This is a genomic window from Enterobacter huaxiensis (assembly GCF_003594935.2).
GTDB lineage: Bacteria > Pseudomonadota > Gammaproteobacteria > Enterobacterales > Enterobacteriaceae > Enterobacter > Enterobacter huaxiensis.
In genome coordinates this window covers 1,584,482-1,607,208 of sequence record NZ_CP043342.1, presented here as the reverse complement: position 1 = coordinate 1,607,208, position 22,727 = coordinate 1,584,482, and the positions used below count along the sequence as shown (strand labels likewise).

The 22,727-nt window shown below is 56.0% G+C and carries 18 protein-coding genes and 1 pseudogene; 6 read left to right on the top strand and 13 right to left on the bottom strand.

The genetic code is table 11. The features are described 5' to 3' along the window. Positions 1–6: 6 nt before the first annotated feature. From bglF to map, 5 genes and pseudogenes are all read right to left on the bottom strand, one after another. Positions 7–1,969: pseudogene (gene bglF / locus D5067_RS07685) on the bottom strand (PTS beta-glucoside transporter subunit IIABC). Positions 1,970–1,993: 24 nt separating this feature from the next. After that, complete coding sequence (gene bglG, locus D5067_RS07680) at positions 1,994–2,827, bottom strand: transcriptional antiterminator BglG (protein WP_119937007.1); 834 nt, start codon at positions 2,825–2,827, stop codon at positions 1,994–1,996. 154 nt (positions 2,828–2,981) lie between these two features. Continuing rightward, positions 2,982–4,328: a carbohydrate porin gene (locus tag D5067_RS07675; protein WP_119937008.1), complete on the bottom strand. Its 1,347-nt coding sequence runs from the start codon at positions 4,326–4,328 to the stop codon at positions 2,982–2,984. A gap of 301 nt (positions 4,329–4,629) precedes the next feature. After that, a complete protein-coding gene (dusC, locus tag D5067_RS07670; RefSeq protein WP_119937009.1) occupies positions 4,630–5,562 on the bottom strand; it encodes a tRNA dihydrouridine(16) synthase DusC in 933 nt (310 codons plus the stop codon). A gap of 66 nt (positions 5,563–5,628) precedes the next feature. After that, entirely contained in the window at positions 5,629–6,408 is a 780-nt protein-coding gene (gene map / locus D5067_RS07665) for a type I methionyl aminopeptidase (RefSeq protein ID WP_119937010.1), read from the bottom strand. Between the two features lie 202 nt (positions 6,409–6,610). Here map and D5067_RS07660 point away from each other — a divergent pair, with 202 nt between their 5' ends. From D5067_RS07660 to sanA, 4 genes are all read left to right on the top strand, one after another. Further along, positions 6,611–7,006, top strand: a complete 396-nt coding sequence (locus D5067_RS07660; RefSeq protein ID WP_119937011.1) for a CidA/LrgA family protein — start codon at positions 6,611–6,613, stop codon at positions 7,004–7,006. Beyond that, a complete protein-coding gene (locus D5067_RS07655) occupies positions 7,003–7,698 on the top strand; it encodes a CidB/LrgB family autolysis modulator (RefSeq protein ID WP_119937012.1) in 696 nt (231 codons plus the stop codon). The genes D5067_RS07660 and D5067_RS07655 overlap by 4 nt, the downstream gene beginning before the upstream one ends. A gap of 129 nt (positions 7,699–7,827) precedes the next feature. Further along, positions 7,828–8,712: a cytidine deaminase gene (cdd, locus tag D5067_RS07650; protein WP_119937013.1), complete on the top strand. Its 885-nt coding sequence runs from the start codon at positions 7,828–7,830 to the stop codon at positions 8,710–8,712. Between the two features lie 125 nt (positions 8,713–8,837). After that, positions 8,838–9,551, top strand: coding sequence for an outer membrane permeability protein SanA (gene sanA / locus D5067_RS07645; RefSeq protein ID WP_119937014.1), 714 nt, complete (start codon positions 8,838–8,840; stop codon positions 9,549–9,551). A 166-nt stretch (positions 9,552–9,717) separates the two neighbouring features. On the opposite strand, the gene mglC is transcribed toward sanA, so the two are convergent. From mglC to D5067_RS07610, 7 genes are all read right to left on the bottom strand, one after another. Further along, positions 9,718–10,728 carry a galactose/methyl galactoside ABC transporter permease MglC gene (gene mglC / locus D5067_RS07640; RefSeq protein WP_119937015.1) on the bottom strand — a complete coding sequence of 337 codons (1,011 nt, stop codon included), beginning with the start codon at positions 10,726–10,728 and terminating at the stop codon, positions 9,718–9,720. 15 nt (positions 10,729–10,743) lie between these two features. Next, entirely contained in the window at positions 10,744–12,264 is a 1,521-nt protein-coding gene (gene mglA / locus D5067_RS07635) for a galactose/methyl galactoside ABC transporter ATP-binding protein MglA (protein ID WP_119937016.1), read from the bottom strand. Positions 12,265–12,343: 79 nt separating this feature from the next. Next, positions 12,344–13,342: a galactose/glucose ABC transporter substrate-binding protein MglB gene (mglB, locus tag D5067_RS07630; protein ID WP_119937017.1), complete on the bottom strand. Its 999-nt coding sequence runs from the start codon at positions 13,340–13,342 to the stop codon at positions 12,344–12,346. Positions 13,343–13,637: 295 nt separating this feature from the next. Further along, the gene (gene galS / locus D5067_RS07625; RefSeq protein WP_119937018.1) at positions 13,638–14,660 is read right to left on the bottom strand and encodes an HTH-type transcriptional regulator GalS; all 1,023 of its coding nucleotides are present in this window, start codon (positions 14,658–14,660) and stop codon (positions 13,638–13,640) included. Positions 14,661–14,815: 155 nt separating this feature from the next. Then, positions 14,816–15,973: a DUF418 domain-containing protein YeiB gene (yeiB, locus tag D5067_RS07620; RefSeq protein ID WP_119937019.1), complete on the bottom strand. Its 1,158-nt coding sequence runs from the start codon at positions 15,971–15,973 to the stop codon at positions 14,816–14,818. An 18-nt stretch (positions 15,974–15,991) separates the two neighbouring features. Then, a complete protein-coding gene (gene folE / locus D5067_RS07615) occupies positions 15,992–16,660 on the bottom strand; it encodes a GTP cyclohydrolase I FolE (protein WP_119937020.1) in 669 nt (222 codons plus the stop codon). A 114-nt stretch (positions 16,661–16,774) separates the two neighbouring features. Next, positions 16,775–17,911 (bottom strand): YbfB/YjiJ family MFS transporter, encoded by a 1,137-nt coding sequence (locus D5067_RS07610; RefSeq protein ID WP_119937021.1) that lies wholly within the window; start codon positions 17,909–17,911, stop codon positions 16,775–16,777. Between the two features lie 138 nt (positions 17,912–18,049). On the opposite strand from D5067_RS07610, the gene fghA reads away from it, so the two are divergent. Next, positions 18,050–18,886 carry an S-formylglutathione hydrolase gene (gene fghA, locus D5067_RS07605; protein ID WP_119937022.1) on the top strand — a complete coding sequence of 279 codons (837 nt, stop codon included), beginning with the start codon at positions 18,050–18,052 and terminating at the stop codon, positions 18,884–18,886. Between the two features lie 263 nt (positions 18,887–19,149). After that, positions 19,150–21,135, top strand: a complete 1,986-nt coding sequence (locus tag D5067_RS07600; protein ID WP_119937023.1) for a ligand-gated channel protein — start codon at positions 19,150–19,152, stop codon at positions 21,133–21,135. Between the two features lie 54 nt (positions 21,136–21,189). Here D5067_RS07600 and D5067_RS07595 read toward each other — a convergent pair whose 3' ends face one another. Further along, complete coding sequence (locus D5067_RS07595) at positions 21,190–22,659, bottom strand: amino acid permease (protein ID WP_119937024.1); 1,470 nt, start codon at positions 22,657–22,659, stop codon at positions 21,190–21,192. Positions 22,660–22,727: the final 68 nt, after the last annotated feature.

Sequence of the window (22,727 nt, the reverse complement as noted above, 5' to 3'; positions counted from 1 at the left end):
CTGTTATTAATGGCTTACGCTGAGTAACGGTGCACCGGCGGTCACGGACGTTGCCGCCACGGTCGCCACCTCGCGATACTCGTCGCTGTTACTGATAATAATCGGGGTCGCCAGGTCGTATCCGGCATCGATAATCGCCTGACGGTCAAACTCCAGCAGCAGATCGCCCGGCTGCACCTTGTCGCCCACTTTGACATGGGCGGTAAACGGCCTGCCGTCGAGCTTCACGGTGTCGATGCCCACGTGAATTAACACTTCAATTCCGCTGTCGCTGAGCAGGCCGATGGCGTGCTTGGTCTGGAACAAAGAAGCGACTTCACCGGCAAACGGCGCAATCACCCTGTTATCGGATGGAATGATGGCGGCACCGCTGCCGAGCAGGCCGCTGGCGAAAGTGGTGTCCGGCACCTGGTCAAGCGCCAGCACCGTGCCTGTCATCGGGGAGAGCACGTCATTTTCGCCCACGGCCATCGCCGTCTCCGGCGCGGTCGGCCCCGGCATCCCCGCCACCAGCGTCAGGCCGCAGCTCAGCACCAGCGCCACCACGGTGCCGATAATGCCGCCCCACAGCGTGGCGTCTACGCCGCCCGGCGGGATCATCTGGGCGATGGTGAAGATATTGGCGAAGCCGAAAGAGTAGACGTGGGTATCGCTGAAGCCGACAATCGCGCCGCCGACGGCGCCCGCCACGCAGCCAAAGATAAACGGACGGCGCAGCGGCAGGTTAACGCCGTACACCGCCGGTTCGGTGATGCCGAAAATACCCGCCGTCACGGACGAGCCGGCCAGCATTTTCTGACGCGCGTCGCGGGTGCGCAGGAAGATCCCCAGCGCCGCGCCGACCTGGCCAAATACCGCGGGCAGCAGCATCGGCAGCATCGAGTCATGGCCCAGCACCGCCAGGTTGTTAATCATCAGCGGCACCAGCCCCCAGTGCAGGCCGAAGATGACGCACACCTGCCACAGCGCGCCCATCGCCGCCCCCGCCAGCCACGGTGCCAGGACGTAAATCCACTGGTAGCCGTTGGCCAGCAGCTGGCTGAGCCAGGTCGCCAGCGGGCCAATCACTAGGAAGGTCAGCGGCACGGTTAATCCTAAGCAGATCAGCGGCGCGAAGAAGTTTTTCATTGAGGACGGCAGCAGCCTGGTGCTCTGCTTTTCCAGCCAGCAGCTTACCCACGCGGCGAGAATGATCGGGATCACCGACGAGCTGTAGTTGAACCAGGTCACCGGTATGCCGAGAAACGCCTCGGAAACCGCCCCCGGCTGCTGGCTGGCGTTAAAGGCGGCGATCATCATCGGGTGGGTGAGCGCCCCGCCGATCACCATGGTAATAAACGGGTTGCCGCCAAATTTTTTCCCGGCGGTATAGCCCAGCACCAGCGGGAAGAAGAAGAACAGCGCGTCGCTCGCGGCGAACCAGATTTTATAGGTGCCGCTTTCAGGAGTGAGCCAGCCGCAGACTACCGCCAGCGCCAGCAGACCTTTCAGGATCCCGGAGGCCGCCAGAATGCCGATAAACGGAGTGAAAATCCCTGAAACGATGTCGATCAGGCGGCCCAGCAGGTTACCCTTTTCGCCCTTCTCTTCCACCACCGGCGCGTCGTCGGTGAGCCCGGCCTCTTTACGTACCGCCTGCCAGACGTCGTGTACGTGGTTACCAATCACCACCTGGAACTGGCCGCCGCTTTCGACCACCATAATCACGCCCGGGTTTTTCTTCAGCCCTTCGGCGTCCGCTTTCTGGTTCTCTTTCAGTTTGAAGCGAAGCCGGGTCGCGCAGTGCACGAGGCTAACAATGTTCTCTTTTCCGCCAACGTGGCCGAGAATATCCTTCGCTAAAGCCTGGTATTCCATCTCGATTTCCTTACATCCGATGCCCGCAGGCACCTGTTGACTGAGTATAAAAATAAAAAAACCCGAGGGCGTCCTCCTTTCGAAGGCCGCGCTCAGGTTTTGCCTGCGTTATGCAGTAACAATCCAGATTTGAGGCTTAACGCCCCTCTTTTCTCACCCGTTCAATATGAATGGCGAGGAACATAATTTCTTCGGTTGTCAGCTCACGCTGATAGCTTTTGTTCAGGTGCAGGGCGATTTTCTCGGCGCATTTCCACGCCTTCGCGTAGTTGTCTTTTACCGCCGTATGCAGCGAGACATCGTCATCTTCCACCACGGTGCGGGTCAGCATCCGCTGGGCAAAAAACTTCAGATGTGTCACAAAACGCTGGTAGCTTAGCGACTCTTCGTCGTACTCCAGCTGCAGCTGATACTTCACCAGCTGCAGGATCTCCTGCATGACGCGCGTCACGTGCATCACTTCCGGCATTTCGCTGTTCAGCTGCGCGGTGACCAGATGCAGCGCGATAAACCCCGCTTCGTCCTCTGCCAGCTCGACGTTCAGGCGTCTGGCGATAATGGCCCTCGCCTCCTGCCCCAGCTCAAACTCCTTCGGATAGAGACGTTTGATATCCCACAGCAGCACGTTTTTGATTGCCAGCCCTTTCTTCTGGCGTTCAATCGCAAAGTAGCAGTGGTCGGTTAAGGTGATATACAAACTGTCCTGCAGCTTGCCCAGCCGCTGCGCCGCCAGCCCGATAATGCGGTCGCAGGTGGTCATTACCTCCAGCGGGATCTGGCTCAGCAGCTCTCCCAGTCGACGCACCAGCTCGTCGCTTTGAAGCGCGAACACCTTTTCAATCAGCGCGGTGTCCAGCGCGTCATTCACGCGCTTCTGAAAGGCCAGCCCGCGGCCCATCACCACCTGTTCGCGCCCGCGCTCGTCCAGAACAACCACCACATTATTATTAAGAATTTTGGCGATTTTCATCGGAACTCCAGAAACAAAAAAACCTGACCTCCGGCAGAAGCCAGAAAATCAGGTTTTGCCTGCCGAAGCAGTAACAATCCAGTTATGGCACTCTATCAGTTTCATTCGTAGCCTCAATGCACCACGAGTAAAAACGTGACGCAGATCGTACTTGCTAGAAGGTGACGACGGTTTTCAGCTCCGTAACCCAGGCATCCTGAGTGCGGGATACGCCGCCCGGATGGTGCCAGTACTGAATGCCCGGCTGCAGCTCCAGCCACGACACAGGACGAAAGCGATAGTAAAACTCCCCGTTCAGGGAATGGCCCGGCACCGGGTGATACGCCGGATCGTTATAGTCCGACACGCCGCTCAGGCTGTTCATATAGCGCTGGCTGCGGGCGTACTGGCTGCTCATATCAATCCAGGTCAGCCCGAAGCCAATCCAGTCTTCCGGGCGCGCGTCAAACAGCCCGCGATAGCGCAGCGAGGCGGCGTAAACCTGGTGCATGTAGTTAGTGCTCTGATCCGCAAGGCTCATGCTGAAAGAGGTGCTCAACCCGCGATTCGGATCGTCCTCGTGCTGCGTGATCTGCTGGTTCAGCCCGGCATACATGAACCACGTGCGGTTATGTTTTTCAAATCCGTCCGGATCGCTCGCCCCAGCCCCGCCGGATTTTCCGCGGTAGAGATCGGTTTGCGGCGCGTTGGTGAACACCACGCCCAGGTTATACGCACCCGGCAGGCCGTTAACCAGCGGCCGCGCTTCGATTTCAACCGGGAGCAATACCCCTTTGCTGCCCTTCGTCGACCAGCTCCAGGCGTGGCTACGGCTGGAGGCCTCCGGGTTTTGCTCCATCACCCCGCCTTTTAAGGTGACGGTAGGCGTTACCTTATACTCCAGCGTGGTGCCCCAGGTGTGAACGTTCCAGTTGTTCCAGGTGAGCGAGTTGGCCGATTTTCCGCCGCACTGGGTGAGCAGCTGGAAGTCGCACGGGATGATCTGGTCGAAGGTCTGCACCTTGTTCATCATCCCAATGCGCCAGGTGAGGCGCCGGTCGTCAAAGCTGCGGGCAAACGTCAGCCAGCCCAGACGGGTAATGGACTGCCCGCCCCAGCTCTCCTGGGTCAGGTCGTTAAAATTCACGCGCGGATCCTGCACCCGTTTGGTGGTGAGATCGTCATTGTGGTTACGGTTGACGATGTTCCCCTCAATACGCGCATCGGGGATGCCCGTCCAGCGCTCGAGATCCTGATTGAAGGTCAGCGCAAACTGATCGATATAGGCCACGTGGGAATCGTGGTTGTAACCGCCGCCGCCGTTCCAGCCGATCTCATTCAGGTAGCCGAGATTGTAGGTAAAACCGTTATCGTTAAGGATTTTACGAATGCCGAGCATCTCGCCTAAAATCGGATCCGGCGGGGCTTCAAAACCTAATACCGTTCCGTTCCAGTCCTGCGCCATCGAAAAAGGCGATATCGCCAATAAGGCAAGCGCACAGAGATTATTTTTATTTGTCATAATAGCAACCTGTAACTGAGTATTTAGTGCGTAACCGGTCGCGGGAAATTTTTCTATTTCCCGTCGTGTTTTGATTATTCATTCCAGCAAATAGCGTTAGGCCAAATGTCTCTCCTGCATAAATGACAGGCAAAAAAAAACCTAAGCGCTCCACAGCGGTTAATGCTGTGAAACGCTTAGGTTTTGCCTGTTAGCCAGTAACAATCCTGCGTTGAAAACAGTGGCACCTTACCACCGTCACGCCACCTTGAAAACATGCATCGTTTTCTATTTTAAAAAAGTGTGAGCAAATTAACGCTTATTATTTTGACTGGATCACCCGCGCAATATCCGCGGACGTCTGCAGCGTGCGGATCTCCTGGAATAATCCTAGCGCTTCGCTATATTCCTTTCGCAAATAGCTGAGCCACTGCTTAATACGCGCAACATGATATAAACCGGTGTCGCCCTGCTTTTCCAGACGGCTGTATTTTTGCAGCAGCGTTACCACGTCAGCCCACGGCATGCGCGGTTCGTTATATTTCACCACCCGGCTGAGGTTTGGCACGTTCAGCGCGCCGCGACCAATCATCACCGCATCGCACCCGGTCTCTTTCATGCAGGCCTGCGCGCTGTCGTAATCCCAGATTTCGCCGTTGGCGATAACCGGAATGGTGAGCCGCTTGCGGATCTCGCCGATTGCCTGCCAGTTGATACGCTCGGCTTTATAGCCGTCTTCCTTAGTACGTCCGTGCACCACCAGCTCGGTGGCGCCGGCCTGCTGCACCGCATCGGCAATTTCAAACTGCCGCGCGTCGCTGTCCCAGCCCAGGCGCACTTTGACCGTGACCGGCAGATGCGGCGGTACGGCTTCACGCATCGCCTTCGCGCCGCGGTAGATAAGTTCCGGATCTTTCAGCAGCGTTGCCCCGCCGCCGCTGCCGTTCACCATTTTCGACGGGCAGCCGCAGTTGAGATCGACGCCGTAAGAACCCAGCTCAACGGCGCGGGCGGCGTTTTCCGCCAGCCATTCAGGGTACTGGCCCAGCAGCTGGATGCGCACCAGCGTGCCGGAGGAGGTTCGGCTCTGGTTATGCAGCTCCGGGCAGAGCCTGTAAAACGATTTTACCGGCAACAGCATATCGACCACGCGCAAAAACTCCGTCACGCAGAGATCGTAGTCGTTTACCTCGGTCAGAAGCTCGCGCACGAGGGAGTCGAGCACGCCTTCCATTGGGGCCAGTAAAACACGCATTCAGAGTACCTGTGAAAAAAGACGCGCTATAGTAGCCGCTCTCCAGGTAGGTTGAAAGCCCGGCGGTTAATTCGGCAGCGTCTCGTCCGGGCGCAGCGTCAGGACTTCGTAGCCGTCGGCGGTGACGGCGATAGTATGCTCCCACTGCGCGGACAGTTTTTTATCGCGGGTGACCACCGTCCAGCCGTCTTTTTTAGTTTTGATGCGGCTGTCGCCCTGGTTGACCATCGGCTCAATGGTAAACACCATGCCTTCCTTCAGTACCGCACCTTCGCCGGGCCTACCGTAGTGCAGCACCTGCGGCTCCTCGTGCATCTCTTTGCCCACGCCGTGGCCGCAATACTCGCGCACCACGCTGTAGCCGTTGCTTTCAACATGTGACTGAATGGCGTGGCCGATGTCTCCCAGCGTCGCGCCGGGCTTCACCGCCTCGATCCCTTTCCACATGGCTTCGTAGGTTTTCTTCACCAGCCTGCGCGCCAGCGGCGAGACGTCGCCAATGAGATACATTTTACTGGAATCGGCTATCAGGCCGTCTTTCTCAAGGGTGATATCCACGTTCACGATGGAACCGGACTTCAGGTGCTCCGACTCTTTGGGAATGCCGTGGCACACCACCTCGTTGACGGAGGTATTCAGCACGTACGGAAAATCATATTGTCCTTTGCTGGCCGGGCGGGAACGCAGCGTATTGACGATAAAATCCTCCACACGGTTGTTAATCGCCATGGTGGTGACCCCGGGGGCAATAAATCCGTCTAACATGGTAAAGACGGAGGCTAACAGCTCGCCGGCATGGCGTTGTCTGGCCAGCTCGTCGGCGGTTTTAATGATGATAGACGGCATGAGGCGCTCCTGCGTCGAGATGCATAATCAATTGATTCATATATAAAACAAATACTGGCATGTAAAACGAAGCCTGTCCATTTGGGGAAATGCCCAACGTTCCATTCAGGAATGTCTGGTATGCTCAAAATTCATGATGTGATCCGTGGCACATTTCTGGGTTTAATTGTATGATGAATGCGTTTCATCAAGGACTTTCACCATGAGCAAATCACTAAACACCGTCTGGCAATATCTGCGCGCATTCGTCCTGATTTACGCCTGCCTGTACGCCGGGATCTTTATCGCCTCGCTGCTGCCGATCGTCATTCCCGGCAGCATTATCGGCATGCTGATCCTGTTCGTGCTGCTGGCGCTGCAGGTTCTGCCCGCGAAGTGGGTCAACCCCGGCTGCTTCGTCCTTATCCGCTATATGGCGCTGCTGTTCGTGCCCATCGGCGTCGGGGTCATGCAGTACTACGACGTGCTCAAAGCGCAGTTCGGCCCGATCGTTGTCTCCTGCGCGGTCAGTACGCTGGTGGTTTTCCTGGTGGTGAGCTGGAGTTCGCATATTGTGCATGGCGAACGCAAAGTGGTCGGGGAGAAAACAAAAAAATGATGGCCAATATCTGGTGGTCGCTGCCGTTAACCCTGGTGGTGTTCTTTGCCGCGCGTAAACTCGCAATTCGTTTCAAAATGCCGTTGCTCAACCCGCTGCTGGTGGCGATGGTGGTGATTATTCCTTTCCTGCTCCTTACCGGCATTCCCTACGAACGCTATTTCGCCGGGAGCAAAATTTTAAACGACCTGCTGCAGCCTGCCGTTGTGGCGCTGGCGTTTCCTTTATATGAACAGCTGCACCAGATCCGCGCCCGCTGGAAGTCCATCATTACCATTTGCTTTATCGGTAGCCTGGTGGCGATGGTTACCGGAACCTCGGTGGCGCTGCTGATGGGCGCGTCGCCGCAAATTGCGGCGTCTATCCTGCCGAAGTCCGTTACCACGCCTATCGCAATGGCCGTGGGCGGCAGCATCGGCGGTATTCCGGCCATCAGCGCCATGTGCGTGATCTTCGTCGGTATCCTGGGCGCGGTATTTGGCCATACCCTGCTGAATCTGATGAAGATCCGCACCAAAGCCGCACGCGGTCTGGCCATGGGCACGGCATCACACGCGCTGGGCACCGCGCGCTGCGCAGAGGTGGATTATCAGGAAGGGGCGTTTAGCTCGCTGGCGCTGGTGATCTGCGGGATTATCACCTCCCTGATCGCGCCGTTTGTGTTCCCGATTATTCTGGCGGTGATGGGCTAAAATTTGCGATGCGTCGCGCAAATTTCATTTTGTTTTCATAAGTTGCATACATAATGAGAAGTGGATCACATATAAAGCCCCATCGGCTCCGTACACTACCGATCCATTAACCTTTATGAGGCACACGCCATGCATCCACGTTTTCAAACTGCTTTCGCCCAGCTCGCAGAGAATTTGCAATCAGCCCTGGCTCCGGTTCTGGCGGATGCACATTTCCCCGCCCTGCTGACGGCGGAGCAGGTCGCGACGCTTAAACAGGCAGCGGGACTGGACGAAGACGCGCTGGCTTTCGCACTCCTGCCGCTGGCCGCCTCCTGCGCCCGCGCAGATCTCTCCCACTTTAACGTCGGTGCGATTGCACGCGGCGTAAGCGGAACCTGGTACTTCGGTGGAAACATGGAGTTCCTGGGTGCGACGATGCAGCAAACCGTCCACGCCGAGCAGAGCGCCATCAGCCACGCCTGGCTGCGCGGTGAAAAAGCGCTGAGCGCCATCACCGTTAACTACACCCCGTGCGGCCACTGCCGCCAGTTTATGAACGAGCTGAACAGCGGCCTGCAGCTGCGCATCAATCTGCCGGGCCGCGAGCCGCACACGCTGGGCGACTATCTGCCGGATGCCTTCGGCCCGAAAGATCTTGAGATCAAAACGCTGCTGATGGACGCGCAGGACCACGGTTTCGCCCTGTCCGGCGATGACCTGAGCCAGGCCGCTATCACCGCCGCCAACCAGAGCCACACGCCGTACAGCAAATCACCGAGCGGCGTGGCGCTGCAGTGCCGCGATGGCCGCATCTTCACCGGCAGCTATGCGGAGAACGCCGCGTTCAACCCGACGCTCCCGCCGCTGCAGGGCGCACTCAACCTGCTGAGCCTGAACGGCTACGACTATCCTGATATCCAACGCGCAATTTTGGCCGAAAAAGCCGATGCACCGCTGATCCAGTGGGACGCTACCGCCGCCACGCTGAAAGCGCTGGGCTGCACGACAATTGACCGCGTGCTGCTTGCCTGACCTTCCGGCGGGCAGAAATGCCCGCCCGTTTGCTGAAAAAGCCCTCAGTTGATTCACCGTTTCTTGCGCTAACCAGGCGGGTACAGTAGCCTGAGTGAACTTTCATCCACGAACGAGCCATCTCCATGTTAAAGCGCGTTTTTTACAGCCTGTCTGTCCTGGTCGGCATACTGCTGTTGATCGTGCTGGGCCTCGACCGCTGGATGAGCTGGAAAACGGCACCCTATATTTTTGATGACCTCCAGGATCTCCCCTACCGTCAGGTTGGCGTGGTGCTCGGCACCGCCAAGTATTACCGCACCGGCGTTATCAATCAGTATTACCGCTACCGCATTCAGGGCGCGCTGAACGCCTACAACAGCGGCAAGGTGAACTACCTGCTGCTGAGCGGCGATAACGCGCTGCAGAGCTATAACGAACCGGTGACCATGCGGAAAGATTTGATTGCCGCTGGCGTCGATCCGGCGGATATCGTGCTTGACTATGCCGGGTTCCGCACGCTGGACTCCATCGTGCGCACCCGTAAAGTATTCGACACTAACGACTTCATCATCATCACCCAGCGCTTCCACTGCGAGCGCGCGCTGTTCATCGCCCTGCACATGGGGATTCAGGCCCAGTGCTACGCCGTGCCGTCACCAAAAGACATGCTGAGCGTGCGCGTGCGCGAGTTTGGCGCCCGCTTTGGCGCCCTGGCCGATCTCTATCTCTTCAAACGCGAACCGCGTTTTTTAGGCCCGCTGGTCCCGATTCCAACGATGCACGAGGTGCCGGAAGATGCGCAGGGTTATCCGGCGGTAACGCCGGAGCAGCTGCTGGAAATACAGAAGAAGAAATAGAACTGTTTACTCCGGTGCGGGGTCCTGCCCGGTGGCGCTGCGCTTACCAGGCCTACGGGGCGGATTTTCGTGTAGGTCGGGTAAGGCGAAGCCGCCACCCGACTTTGGACGCCACCGGGCAAAAAAAAGCCCGCTACGTGAGCGGGCCTTTTCATTCTTAATGAGCTTACTTCTTACGCGCGTACTTCAGTGAATCCAGCGCAACCGCGAAGATGATGATGGCGCCCTTAATGATGTACTGCCAGTAAGGGTTCACGCCGATGTAGGTCAGGCCGTAGTTGATAACGGTGAAGATGATCACACCGGTTACCACGCCGAGCACGGTACCCACGCCGCCGCTGAAGGAGACACCGCCCACCACGCAGGCCGCAATCGCATCCAGTTCGTACATAAAGCCGAGGTTGTTGGTGGCGGAGCCGATACGGCCCGCTTCCAGCATCCCGCCGAAGGCGTAGAACACACCGGAGAGCGCGTAAATCATCAGCAGGTTCAGGGCAACGTTAACGCCGGAGACTTTTGCCGCTTCCGGGTTACCGCCGATAGCAAAGATGTTTTTGCCGAAGCGGGTTTTGTTCCACAGCACCCAGACGAAGGCCACCGCAATCAGCGCATAGAAGGTGATGTACGACAGGCGGAAGCTGCCCATCGCAATAAACCCTTGCGTGAACGTCGAGAAGCCGCTGTCGAAGCCCGAAATAGGCGACGCGCCTACGAAGTCGTAGTACAGGGAGTTGATACCGTAAACGATGATCATCGTACCCAGCGTGGTGATGAATGGCGTCACGTTCAGGTAAGCAATGATGATGCCGTTAATCAGGCCAATGACGGCACCGATGGCGCAGACGATCAGGATCACCACGAAAATCGGCATCGTTGCCATTTCCGGGAACACCTTGTTGGCGTTTTCCATCGACTGCAGCATGGTCGCGGCGATAACCGCCGCCAGACCCACCTGACGCCCTGCGGACAGGTCAGTACCCTGGGTGACGATAAGGCCCGCCACGCCGAGCGCGATGATAATACGTACGGAGGACTGCGTAAGAATGTTACTCAAGTTCAGCAGACTTAAGAACGTAGGGTCCTGGAAAATAATAATGGCCAGTAACACTAAAAGAACAACGTAAATACCGCCTTCTTTCAGATAAGTGAGAAAACTTTTTTTATTTAACGCACTCATGAGGAGCCCCTGATCTTAAAGGTGCAAAGACGCAAGACGCAAAATTTCGTTTTGCGTAGTCGTTTTGGTGTCAACAATACCGGCAACGAGACCATTGCTCATAACCAGAATACGGTCTGTGATCCCTAACAATTCCGGCATTTCGGAAGAAATAATAATGATCCCTTTATTCTTTTTGGCCAGCTCGGCAATCAGCTGGTATATCTCAAATTTTGCACCTACATCGATACCACGCGTCGGTTCATCCAACATCAGAATTTCAGGCTGGGTTAACAACCAGCGGCCGATAATCACTTTTTGCTGGTTACCGCCCGAGAGCGAACCGATCTGCGTACGGTGACCCGGCGTTTTCACGCGCATGGAGTCAATCACCCACTGGGTATCGCTCTTCATGCGGGAATTATCCAGCAGGCCAATTTTGCTTTTGTAGTTACGGATATTCGAAATTAACGAGTTAAAGTTAATGTCCAGATAGGCGTAAATACCCGTCGAGCGACGCTCTTCCGTCACCAGCGCAAAACCGTGATTAATGGCTTCGTTGGCGTTGTGGTTATTAATTTTCTTTCCGTGCAGGGTGATGGTGCCGCCCGATTTTTCACGGATCCCAAACAGGGTTTCCACGATATCGGTACGTTTCGCGCCGACCAGCCCTGCTATCCCCAGAATTTCACCTTTGTGCAGGTCGAAGGAGACGTCGCGAATGGACGGCTGGCGCAGCGACGTGAGGTTCCGCACCTCAAGGATCACTTCACCCGGTTTGTTCTCACGGTCAGGGAAACGCTGATTCAGGGAGCGGCCAACCATCATGGCGATGATCTTGTCCATGTCCAGCCCTTCCAGCGGCTGAGTGGCAATCCACTGGCCGTCGCGCAGGATGGTGATTTCATCGCACAGCTGGAAGATCTCTTCCATCTTATGCGAGATGTAGACAATACCGCAGCCGCGATCTTTCAGCTTACGAATAATGGTAAAAAGGTGGTTAACCTCTTTTTCCGTTAAGGATGAGGTCGGTTCATCCATGATGACGATCTTGGCGTCGTAGGAGAACGCTTTGGCAATTTCGATCATCTGCATCTGGGATACGGATAATGTTCCCACGCGGGCGCGCGGATCGATATCAATATCCAGCTCGTCGAAGATGGCCTTGGTGTCGCGATACATTTTCTCCTGATCGACAAAGACACCTTTGGTTGGATAACGTCCCAACCACATATTATCCATAACCGAGCGCTGCAGTACCAGGTTCAGTTCCTGGTGAACCATTGAGATACCGTTTTCCAGCGCTTCTTTCGCTGAATGGAAATCGATCTCTTTCCCCTGAAAAAGGATGCTGCCAGAATCTTTTTGATAGATCCCAAAAAGACATTTTAATAATGTTGATTTACCCGCACCGTTCTCCCCCATCAGGGCATGAATAGAGTGAGGACGCACTTTTAAATTAACATTATCGAGTGCCTTAACGCCGGGGAAAGACTTATTGACACCGGTCATTTCCAACAAGTATTCACCAGACGACTGAGTATTTGTGCTGACCATAATTATACCTTGTTGGCCTCGCATATCGCGTTATAAAAGGGCGCAACGAATTGCGCCCAGTGGAGACAGTACGACGAACTTATTTACCGATAAACTCAGCCAGGTTGGACTGGTCTACGCCCACGTAAGGTACGCGAACGATTTTGTTTTCGATTTTCCAGCTGGTGCCGTCAGCAGCACCTTTACCGTCGGCCAGGTTTTTCGCCAGATCGAAGGTGGCTTTCGCCTGGTTGTTGGCATCGTTCAGAACGGTACCGGCCATCGCACCAGATTTAACCAGCGCCAGGGCTTCCGGCAGCGCATCCACGCCGAAGACAGGAATGGACGATTTGTTGTGTGCTTTCAGCGCTTCTACTGCACCCATTGCCATCGCATCGTTGTTGGCGATAACCACTTCGATTTTGTTCGCGTTCGGGCCGGACAGCCACGCGTCCATCTTATCTTTCGCCTGAGCGGTGTCCCACATGGCGGTATCTAACGCCAGCTGCTGGGTTTTCAGGCCCTTGTCGTTCAGCTCTTTGATAACGTAAGTGGTACGTGCTTCAGCATCCGGGTGGCCAGGTTCGCCTTTCAGCAGAACGAACTGAATCTGACCGTCTTTGTTCAGGTCCCAGTTCGGGTTCGCCGCCCAGTGTTTGGCAATCAGGTCGCCCTGGATAATGCCGGATTCTTTGGAGTCAGTACCCACGTAGAACGCTTTGTCGTAGCTATCCAGCGCCTTACGAGAAGGTTCTTTGTTGAAGAAGACGATTGGCACGTTCTGGCCACGCGCTTTCTCAATGACGGTGCCTGCTGCTGCCGGGTCAACCAGGTTGATGGCCAGTGCCTTCACGCCTTTTGCCAGCAGAACGTCAATCTGGTCGTTCTGTTTGGACTGGTCGTTTTGGGAGTCATTCATCAGCAGCTGCACGTCTGGCGCTGATTTACCGTCTTTCTCGATAGCTTTACGCACAACAGACATGAAGTTGTCGTCGTATTTATAGATTGTCACACCAATACGGGTATCCGCAGCGTGCGCTGCTGCACCAAAAAGCATGCTTGCCATTACAGCAGACAGAGTCAACACCTTCTTATTCATGGTATCTCCGGTTTTTTTTATGCAGGGTAGTTCTTGTGAATAACGGTCGGCGGGCAGGTGTTAATAAAACGTTACTGATCGCCGAAGTTCACTTATAAAATTTCTATCTTCCGTGTTCGGTAACGCTCCAGAAATGCGTTTTATTCGTTGTTTGCGGCACGTTGGCTATAGTGAAAGTGAATAATCACCGTTACATAGCGTTTCATCCCCTAAAACGCTGACATCATAGTCAGCGCATTGTTAAGATACTGTGAATTTACTCACAGATTGAAAACGGTTACATCACACCATGTAATCAGTTAGTGATCGGAGCCACAATTTGCCGAACGGCGACCGAATGACGACGCACTAAAGTCGGCATGAAACAGTGTGTTGCATCCGGATCTAACAGCCCAGCCGCCCCCTGTAGCGCCAGCTCCGTCGCCAGTTTTGCCATGGACGCTATCGGGTAACGCACCGTGGTGAGCTGCGGGTCGGTGTAACGGGCAATAGGGATATCATCGAAGCCAATCAGCGATAAATGCTGCGGCACCGCAATACCGTTGTCTTTCAGTGCGGTAAGCGCACCGGCCGCCATGCTATCGTTGTAGGTAAATACCGCGGATAGCTGCAGGTTACGGCCCAGCAGCTCAACCATTGCCGCCTCCCCGCCCTGCATATCGGGCGTTCCGGTTCCTACCCAGCTCTCAGGCGGCACAATGCCGTGCTCTTTCAACGCATTCTGCCACCCTTCACGACGCATCTCGTCGTCTTCAATCGAGTGGCTGGAGGCCAGAAAACCGATACGCTGATGGCCATTGTTGATGAGCATCCGCGTCGCCATCATTGCGCCGCTGACGTTATCAAGCCCTACGCAGCGGTGCGCGTAGCCCGGCACAATCCGGTTGATCAACACCATGCCGGGGATCTGTTCCATAAACCCGGCCAGCTCTTCATCGCTCAAGGCTTTTGAGTGGACAATCAGGGCGTTACAGCGCTGGCGGATCAGCACTTCAATGGCATGACGCTCTTTTTCCGCCTCGTGATAGCTGTTGCCGATCAGCACGTATTTATTGTGCTGCTGGGCGACAACGTCCACCGCCTTAACCAGCGCGCCGAAGAACGCATCTGAAACATCCATCACCACCACGCCGATGGTATCGCTGACCTGCGTGGCCAGCGCCTGCGCATTGGCATTTGGCCGGTACCCCAGCTGGGTCACGGCTTTCATTACGGTTTCACGGGTTTCAGGGCTGACCAGCGCGCTGTTGTTCAGCACGCGAGAGACGGTAGCAACAGAAACGCCCGCCTGGCGGGCGACGTCACGAATGGTGATCATATTCACCATCCTTCAAAGGATTGCAGCAACTCACAGACACCCCCTGTGTTTAGCAAGGTGGCTATTTTGGCAGCGAGAGAGGGGGGACTACGTGAAGAAGCTCACACGGATGAAAACGTTTACATCCATTTTGTTAATGATTGTGATCCAGATCGTTATCTGGATGTTCTAGACAATGATACACCCGAAGCATGTGCGGTTAATTTTCTCCATACCCATTCCAGCGGGCCCTGGCGGAAGAAACGGAGCCAGATAACGGAAAACGCCAGGTTAACAATCCAGACCGGAATAACAAACGCCAGCAGCGTCAGACGGTCGAATTTCATAAACAGGCCAAATCGATAGAAAAGCGTGGTGCAAATCAGCGTCTGCAAAATGTAATTGCTTAACGCCATACGCCCAACGCAGGCAACTGCACTGACGATCCACAGGCGGGAGAGCTGCGGCCAGAAGCCATACATCAACGCCGCATAGCCAATGGTCTGGAACGGTGCGCTCAGCTCGCGCGGCAGCTGCAGCAGGAAAGCGCACCAGCGGTAATCCCAGTGGAGATGCCACTGCGCAACCACCGCCGGGAGGTTAATCAGCACGCCGAGCAATACCAGTAACGCCCCGGTTCGGCGATAGTGACGCAGGCTGAATTCGCCTTTTAGCCAGCCGGTGCGCATCAACGATGCGCCCATTAGCATCATTCCCGCCAGCTGCCAGCCGTACTGCGCGCCCAGCGCGATCAGGTTATCGCCCAGCATATCCGCGCGATTGCTGATAGCTTCGGTGCCCCCTTTCAGTTTCCAGAACTGCTCATACTGGAGGTTCGCGGCATCGGGGATCCAGGAGCGGTTTGTCGATTCACCGGAAATCAGGCCCAGCAGCAGCAGTACGGCAAGCCCCATGACATAAAGCATCACGCCGGTGTTGAACAGGCTTTTTACGCCGGGCGCATCGCGGATAAGACGCCAGCAAATCAGCCCGACTAGCCCATAGGCCAGAAGAATATCGCCGTCCCAGAACAGCAGGCAATGAATAAAGCCCAGGATCGCCAGCAGCGTTAAACGCGACTGGATCCAGCGCGTGCCGCGCTTGAGTAATAGCTGAAGTCCTGCGCCGAAAAGCAGCGCGAAGAGGGTCAGGAATTTAACCTGCGCAAAGAGATCGAGGATCGCCCACGTCCACGCGTCACGTTGAGTGATATCACCGTACCAGGCGGGATTGAGGTAAGCAGCCTTCGGCAGACCGAAGGCGCTGATATTCAGCAGGAGAATACCGAGGATCGCGACGCCGCGTACAAAATCGAGCGTGACGTTTCGCTCCATGGTTCCTGCCCTGTTTGACTAGTTGTGGTGACGCACCGCGCGCAGGAATTCCTGGCGGGTGTTCTGGCTCGACTTAAACAGACCGCCCAGCGACGTGGTGGTGGTTGCACTGGTCGCATCACGAACGCCGCGCGCTTTCACGCAGTAGTGTACCGCGTCGATGGAAACCGCCACGTTGTTGGTCCCCAGCAGGGTCTGGAGCGCGATCAGGATCTGCTGCGTCAGACGTTCCTGTACCTGCGGACGCTGAGAGAAGAAACGCACGATGCGGTTGATCTTGGAGAGCCCAATCACCGTATCTTTCGGAATATAGGCCACCGTCGCCTTACCATCGATAGTCACGAAGTGATGCTCGCAGGTGCTGGTCAGCGTGATATCGCGTACCGTCACCATTTCATCGACCTTCATCTTGTTTTCGATGACGGTGATTTTCGGGAAGTTCGCGTAATCGAGGCCAGAGAAAATCTCATCGACGTACATTTTCGCGATGCGATGTGGCGTCTCCATCAGACTGTCATCGCTCAGATCGAGATTCAGCAGTTGCATGATTTCGGTCATATGCCCGGAAATCAGATTCTTACGGGTTTCATTATCCAACTCCTGAACCGGTGGACGCAGTGGCGTTTCAAGACCATGCGCAACCAGAGCTTCGTGGACCAGGGCAGCTTCTTTACTGAGTGATGGCATTATTTTCTCCTGCAGGTGTGGCGTCTTCTGCCCTCGTTGTGGCAAAAGTGTGCGCTCATTGTGCGTGAGGCGGCGCACATAATCCAGTATTCACGACGATAATTATTGCAATTGCTATTGCCTTTCAGCCTGACGGTTCCAGACCAGCGCCCCGCCGACGAACAGCGCGACGCCCGCCAGCCCCAGCGCAGGCTCCAGCCGGTGCGTAAGCCACGTGGATAGCGCCGAGGTGACCGGGCCAACCAGCTGGCCGATGGCATATCCCGTGGTAAGCAGTCCCGCCATATAGCGCGTGTGGTTTGGCGCCAGCTCGCGTCCGTACAAAAGAGAAAGCTGCACGGCGCACAGGAACCCGCCGCCCACCAGCAGCCCACCGATCAGCAGGCCGCCAATACCCGGCAGCAGCCAGGCCGCCAGCACGCCAGCACCCTGCAGCCACAGCACAATAGCCAGCCTGCGATGGGACGTTGAGGTATGGCGAAGAAGGATGCTGAGCGCAATACCCACGACGGAAGCAATCCCGAACAGTGGCCAGACAAACTGGGCAAACAGGCTGCCGGGAAAACGCACGGCCGCCATCTGCGATAAAAAGGTCGCCGGAAGGATATAGCCAAACCCCGCCAGGCTATAGCTCCAGACCAGACGCTTTACATCCGCCGTCAGCACCAGCGGCTCCGGCGCGGTGCCTGGCCGGTGAAGCTGGCCCGAACGCGGCAGATATCTCGCTACCAGCGCAATAAGCACCAGCGCCAGCACGCCGTAGATTTGCCAGGCGGCTCCGGCAGAGAGTGACCTCGCCTGAATATAGACGGCGAGCAGTCCGCTGAGGGCGATACCTGCGCCCGGCCCGGCAAAGACCGCCGCGCTGAGCCCCGGTTTACCCAGCTGCCCCAGCCGCTCGTTGGTCCAGGCGGCAATCAGTACCATAGACCAGCCGCTCATGCAGCCGATAACAAAGCGCAGCAGGCCGTGAACGACGGCGTTATCCGCCGCCGCAGAGAGTAATGTCAGCGCCACGGCGCCTGAGATGCCCAGCCAGAGACGTGTTTCCACGAAGCGGTGCGCGCGCATGGCATCCCAGGCCCCCACCAGGTAGCCCAGATAGTTCATCGCCGCCACCAGACCCGCGCTGGTCAGCGTCAGTTGCCCGGCGGCAATCATCAGCGGCACCTGGGGCGTGAAGGCAAAGCGCCCTATCCCCATTGCCACCCCCAGAACCACAAATCCGCTGAGCGCGATACGCAGCGCCATGATCGCTCCAATTGTTAAAGAAAAGTAAATTTATGATGCAGCATCTGGCCGCGAGGGGAAAGTGAAAGTTGCTCACAGGTCAATGAAAACTCTGTATTATGGATTTTATGAATATGTATCCTCATTAAGGAGCCCTGCATGGAACTGCTCGAAGAGCATCGTTGTTTTGAAGGTCGACAGCAGCGCTGGCGGCACAACTCCACCGCACTGAACTGTTCCATGACGTTCAGCATTTTCCTGCCGCCAACCGAGGCGGGCGTTAAGCCGCCGGTACTGTTCTGGCTGTCTGGATTGACCTGCAGCGACGAGAACTTCACCACCAAAGCAGGCGCGCAGCGCATTGCAGCCGCGCTCGGCATTGCGCTGGTGATGCCCGACACCAGCCCGCGCGGTGACGATGTGGCTGACGATGCCGGATACGATCTGGGCAAAGGCGCAGGGTTTTATCTCAACGCCACCGAGCAGCCGTGGGCGAGCCACTACCGCATGTATGACTATATCCGCGACGAGATGCCTGCGCTGATTCAGGCGGAGTTTGCGGTGAGCGACCGCTGCGCCATCAGCGGACACTCCATGGGCGGACATGGCGCATTAATCATGGCGCTGAAAAACCCAGGGAAATATACCAGCGTGTCGGCGTTTGCGCCGATTGTGAACCCGACGCAGGTGCCGTGGGGCCAGAAAGCCTTTACCCATTACCTGGGTGAAGACGTTGAAAAATGGCAGGAATGGGACAGCTGCGCGCTGCTGCTGGCAAGCCGCGCGGGGGAGGCGATCCCTACGCTTATCGATCAGGGTGATGCGGATCAGTTCCTTGCCGGGCAGCTACAGCCCGCGGTGTTTGCGGAAGCCGCGCGCCAGAAGGACTGGCCGCTGACGCTGCGCATTCAGCCGGGATATGACCACAGCTATTACCTTATGGCGTCCTTTATTGAGGATCATCTCCGCTTCCATGCGGAGCATTTGTTCACATAAGCTCCTTTTTGTCCGGCAGCATCACGCCTGCCGGGCTTATCCCCTTCCCTGATTTACATAATCCTATCCTCTTGAATCCAGAATATTTTCCTTACGCTTTAATCAAACACAAATGATTTCAATTATCATTTGTGTTTACAATTCTACATTCTTTTGTACAATTCCAGGCTCTTCTCCATCACAAAGAGTTCTTACAAGACAAATACATACAGTTCTCAGGGTTATCCCGATGGAGTTTTTTCATTTTTATACGGAATGTACAAATGACTATACCTCGCGTTAAGGCTCTCGCGATCGCCGTTGGCGTCGCCACTCTCCCCCCGCTTGCTTACGCAGCCGATCAGGACACCGTTGTCGTCACCGCAACGGGTTTTGAACAAAAAATTCAGAATGCCCCCGCCTCCATCTCTGTGATTTCAAAACAGCAGATTGAAGATAAGGCGTACCGTGACGTCACCGATGCCCTAAAAGATGTGCCAGGCGTCGTCGTCACCGGCGGCGGAAGTAGCAGTGATATCAGCATTCGCGGCATGGCCTCTCAGTACACGCTGTTCCTGGTGAACGGCAAGCGCGTCAGTACGCGAAGCACGCGCCCAAACAGCGATAACTCGGGCATTGAACAAGGCTGGCTGCCGCCGCTGGAGTCCATTGAGCGCATTGAGGTCATCCGCGGCCCGATGTCCTCACTTTACGGCTCTGATGCAATGGGTGGCGTCATCAACGTCATTACCAAAAAAGTTTCGAACACCAAAGCCTGGACCGGTTCTTTGCATGGCGATGCAACCTTCCAGGAAAATAATGATTCCGGCGATATCTTCCAGACCAACGCCTACGCTTCTGGCCCCCTGATCGACGGGCTGCTTGGCGCAAAAGTGACGGGGCTTTTGTCGCGCCGCGCTGAAGATAAAATTGTGAACGGCTATAACGAGCAGAAAATGCGGAACGGCGGTATTACGCTGAACTTCACGCCGGACGAGAAAAATGATTTCGACCTCGACTTTGCCCGCGAGCTTCAGGACAGGAACAGCACCCCTGGGATGTCGAAAGCCGCTGAAACCTGCCGCGGAAGTACCTGTACGCCGAACGCTAAAAGCGACACGCGCTATGAGCATACGACCTACTCGTTGACACACAGCGGTTATTACAGCGACTTCAATACCACCAGCTATATTCAGCAGGAAGAGACGAATAACCCGGATCGTGAAATGCGATCCTATAACACCACCTTCAACAACCAGAACCAGATCTTCCTCGGCGATCATACGTTGACCCTCGGCGGGCAGTATCGCTATGAGAAACTGCGCGACAACGGCAATCAGCTTGAAGCGGCTGACGGCCTGAACAAACTGACGCGCTGGAGCTGGGCACTGTTTGCCGAAGATGAATGGTCAATGACGGAAAGCTTTACGTTGACCGGCGGCCTGCGTATGGATAAAGACCAAAACTACGGTACCAACTGGACGCCGCGCGGTTACGGCGTGTGGCACCTGGCCGATGAGTGGACGTTGAAAGGCGGAGTTTCTGCGGGCTATCGTGCGCCGGATCTGCGTCAGTCTTCTGCCAACTGGGGTCAGGTAACCGGTGGCGGGCGCCTCGACGGTATCATCGTGGGCAACCCGGACCTGAAACCAGAGAAGAGCCTGAGCGAAGAGATCGCCCTGCTCTGGGATAATAACGACAATCTTAATGCCGGCGTGACGCTGTTTAATACCGACTTCAAAGACAAAATTACTGAAGTTCGCCGCTGTAACAGCAGCGCCGATCCCGCCTGTACGATTGGCGATCACAGCTATGATTTCGTGAGCGATCGCGTCAACGTGGACAAAGCCAACATGCGCGGCGTGGAGTCCTCCTTCGGCTGGAAAATCACGCGCGATGTGAACTGGACCGCAAACTACACCTATACGGAATCCGAGCAGAAGAGCGGCCAGTTCTCCGGCAAGCCGCTGAATAAAATGCCGAAACACATGTTCAACACCACTCTGGACTGGCAGGCGACAGCCGACGTCGGCTTCTGGAGCCGTCTGAACCTGCGTGGAAAAACCTCTGAGTACCTGAGCCGTACGTCAATGTCCCAGGGCACGCCGTCCTACACCCAGGTTGATGTAGGCCTGCGCTACAACGCGAACAAAAACCTGCTGGTTACCGCCGGTGTGTATAACGTGCTGGATAAGCAGATTGATTACGATACGTACGACACCGTGCTGGATGGCCGACGCTATACCGTTGGCATGACCTACAGCTTCTAACCGGCCCATAAAAAAGCCCGCTCGAGTGAGCGGGCTAAACGAGAGGAAGTGCGGTTATTGTTTGAATCGTTCCGGGAAGTCCATTTCGCTATAGGGAACGAAGCGGGTTCCTTTCGTCAGTTTGTAACCAAACCAGATGATGAGGAACAGCGGAATACCAATGTAGGTGGCCGTCACTGCGCCCCAGTCAATGGAATCCGCGAGGAAAGCTTCATAGTTCTGCCCCAGGGTAATAATCAGGCACAGAATGAAGGCGAAAATCGGCCCCAGCGGGAAGAAACCTGAGCGGTACGGCAGGTTGTTCAGGTCATGACCCTGCATCACGTAGCCGCGACGGAAGCGGTAGTGGCTGATGGCAATGCCCAGCCAGGCGATGAAGCCCGTCATACCGGAGGTGTTGAGCAGCCACAGGTAAACCGTCTGGTTGCCGAACATAGAGGTCAGGAAGCACAGACCCGCAATCACCGTGGTCGCGTACAGCGCGTTACGCGGCACGCCGCCACGAGACAGTTTGGCGAATATGCGCGGCGCTTTTCCGTCGCAGGCCAGGGTGTAAAGCATACGGGTTGAGGCGTACATGCCGGAGTTACCCGCAGACAGCACCGCCGTCAGGATCACGGCATTCATCACCGCCGCCGCAGAGAGCAGGCCAGCGTGCTGGAAGACCAGCGTGAACGGGCTGACGCTGATGTCTTTCACATCGTTACGCAGCAGGCTCGGATCGGTATACGGAATGATCAGGCTGATAATCAGGATCGCGAACACGTAGAACAGCAGGATACGCCAGAACACCTGACGCACCGCGCGCGGGATGTTCTTCTCCGGGTTTTCGGACTCGCCGGCAGCAATACCGATAAGCTCGGTCCCCTGGAAGGAGAAGCCAACGATCATCGCCACGCCAATCATCGCCGAGAATCCACCGGCAAACGGCGCATCGCCTATCGTCCAGTTACTCCACCCGGCAGGTTCAGCCCCTTTGAAAATACCAACGATCATCGCCACACCGACGACGATAAAGATGATGACGGTTGCCACTTTTATCAAAGAGAACCAGTATTCCGCTTCGCCAAAACCGCGCACGGAGATGTAGTTCAGGAGGAAGATGACGGCCAGGAACAAGGCGCTCCAGATCCAGCCTGGGGTATCCGGGAACCACCAGTTCATCACCAGCTGCGCGGCGACCAGGTCAACGGCGATAGTGACCGCCCAGTTGTACCAGTAGTTCCAGCCCAGCGCGAAGCCGAAGCCTTCTTCAACGTATTTTTGACCGTAGGTGGAGAACGAACCGGAAACCGGCATGTATGCAGCCAGTTCACCCAGGCTGGTCATCAGGAAGTACACCATCAGGCCAATCAGGATATATGAGAAGAGCGCCCCGCCCGGGCCTGCTGCCGAAATCGTTGCGCCAGAGGCAACGAAAAGACCTGTACCGATTGAACCGCCAATCGCGATCATCGTCAGGTGACGCGCCTTGAGTTCGCGACGTAGCGCGGGCGCTTCTGTGGTTTTAGTTTCTGAAACCATGTGAAAATGCTGTCCATTTATTAAATGAGGCGCGATTGTAGCAGACGATCTGCGTTCCTTCCGGCAGA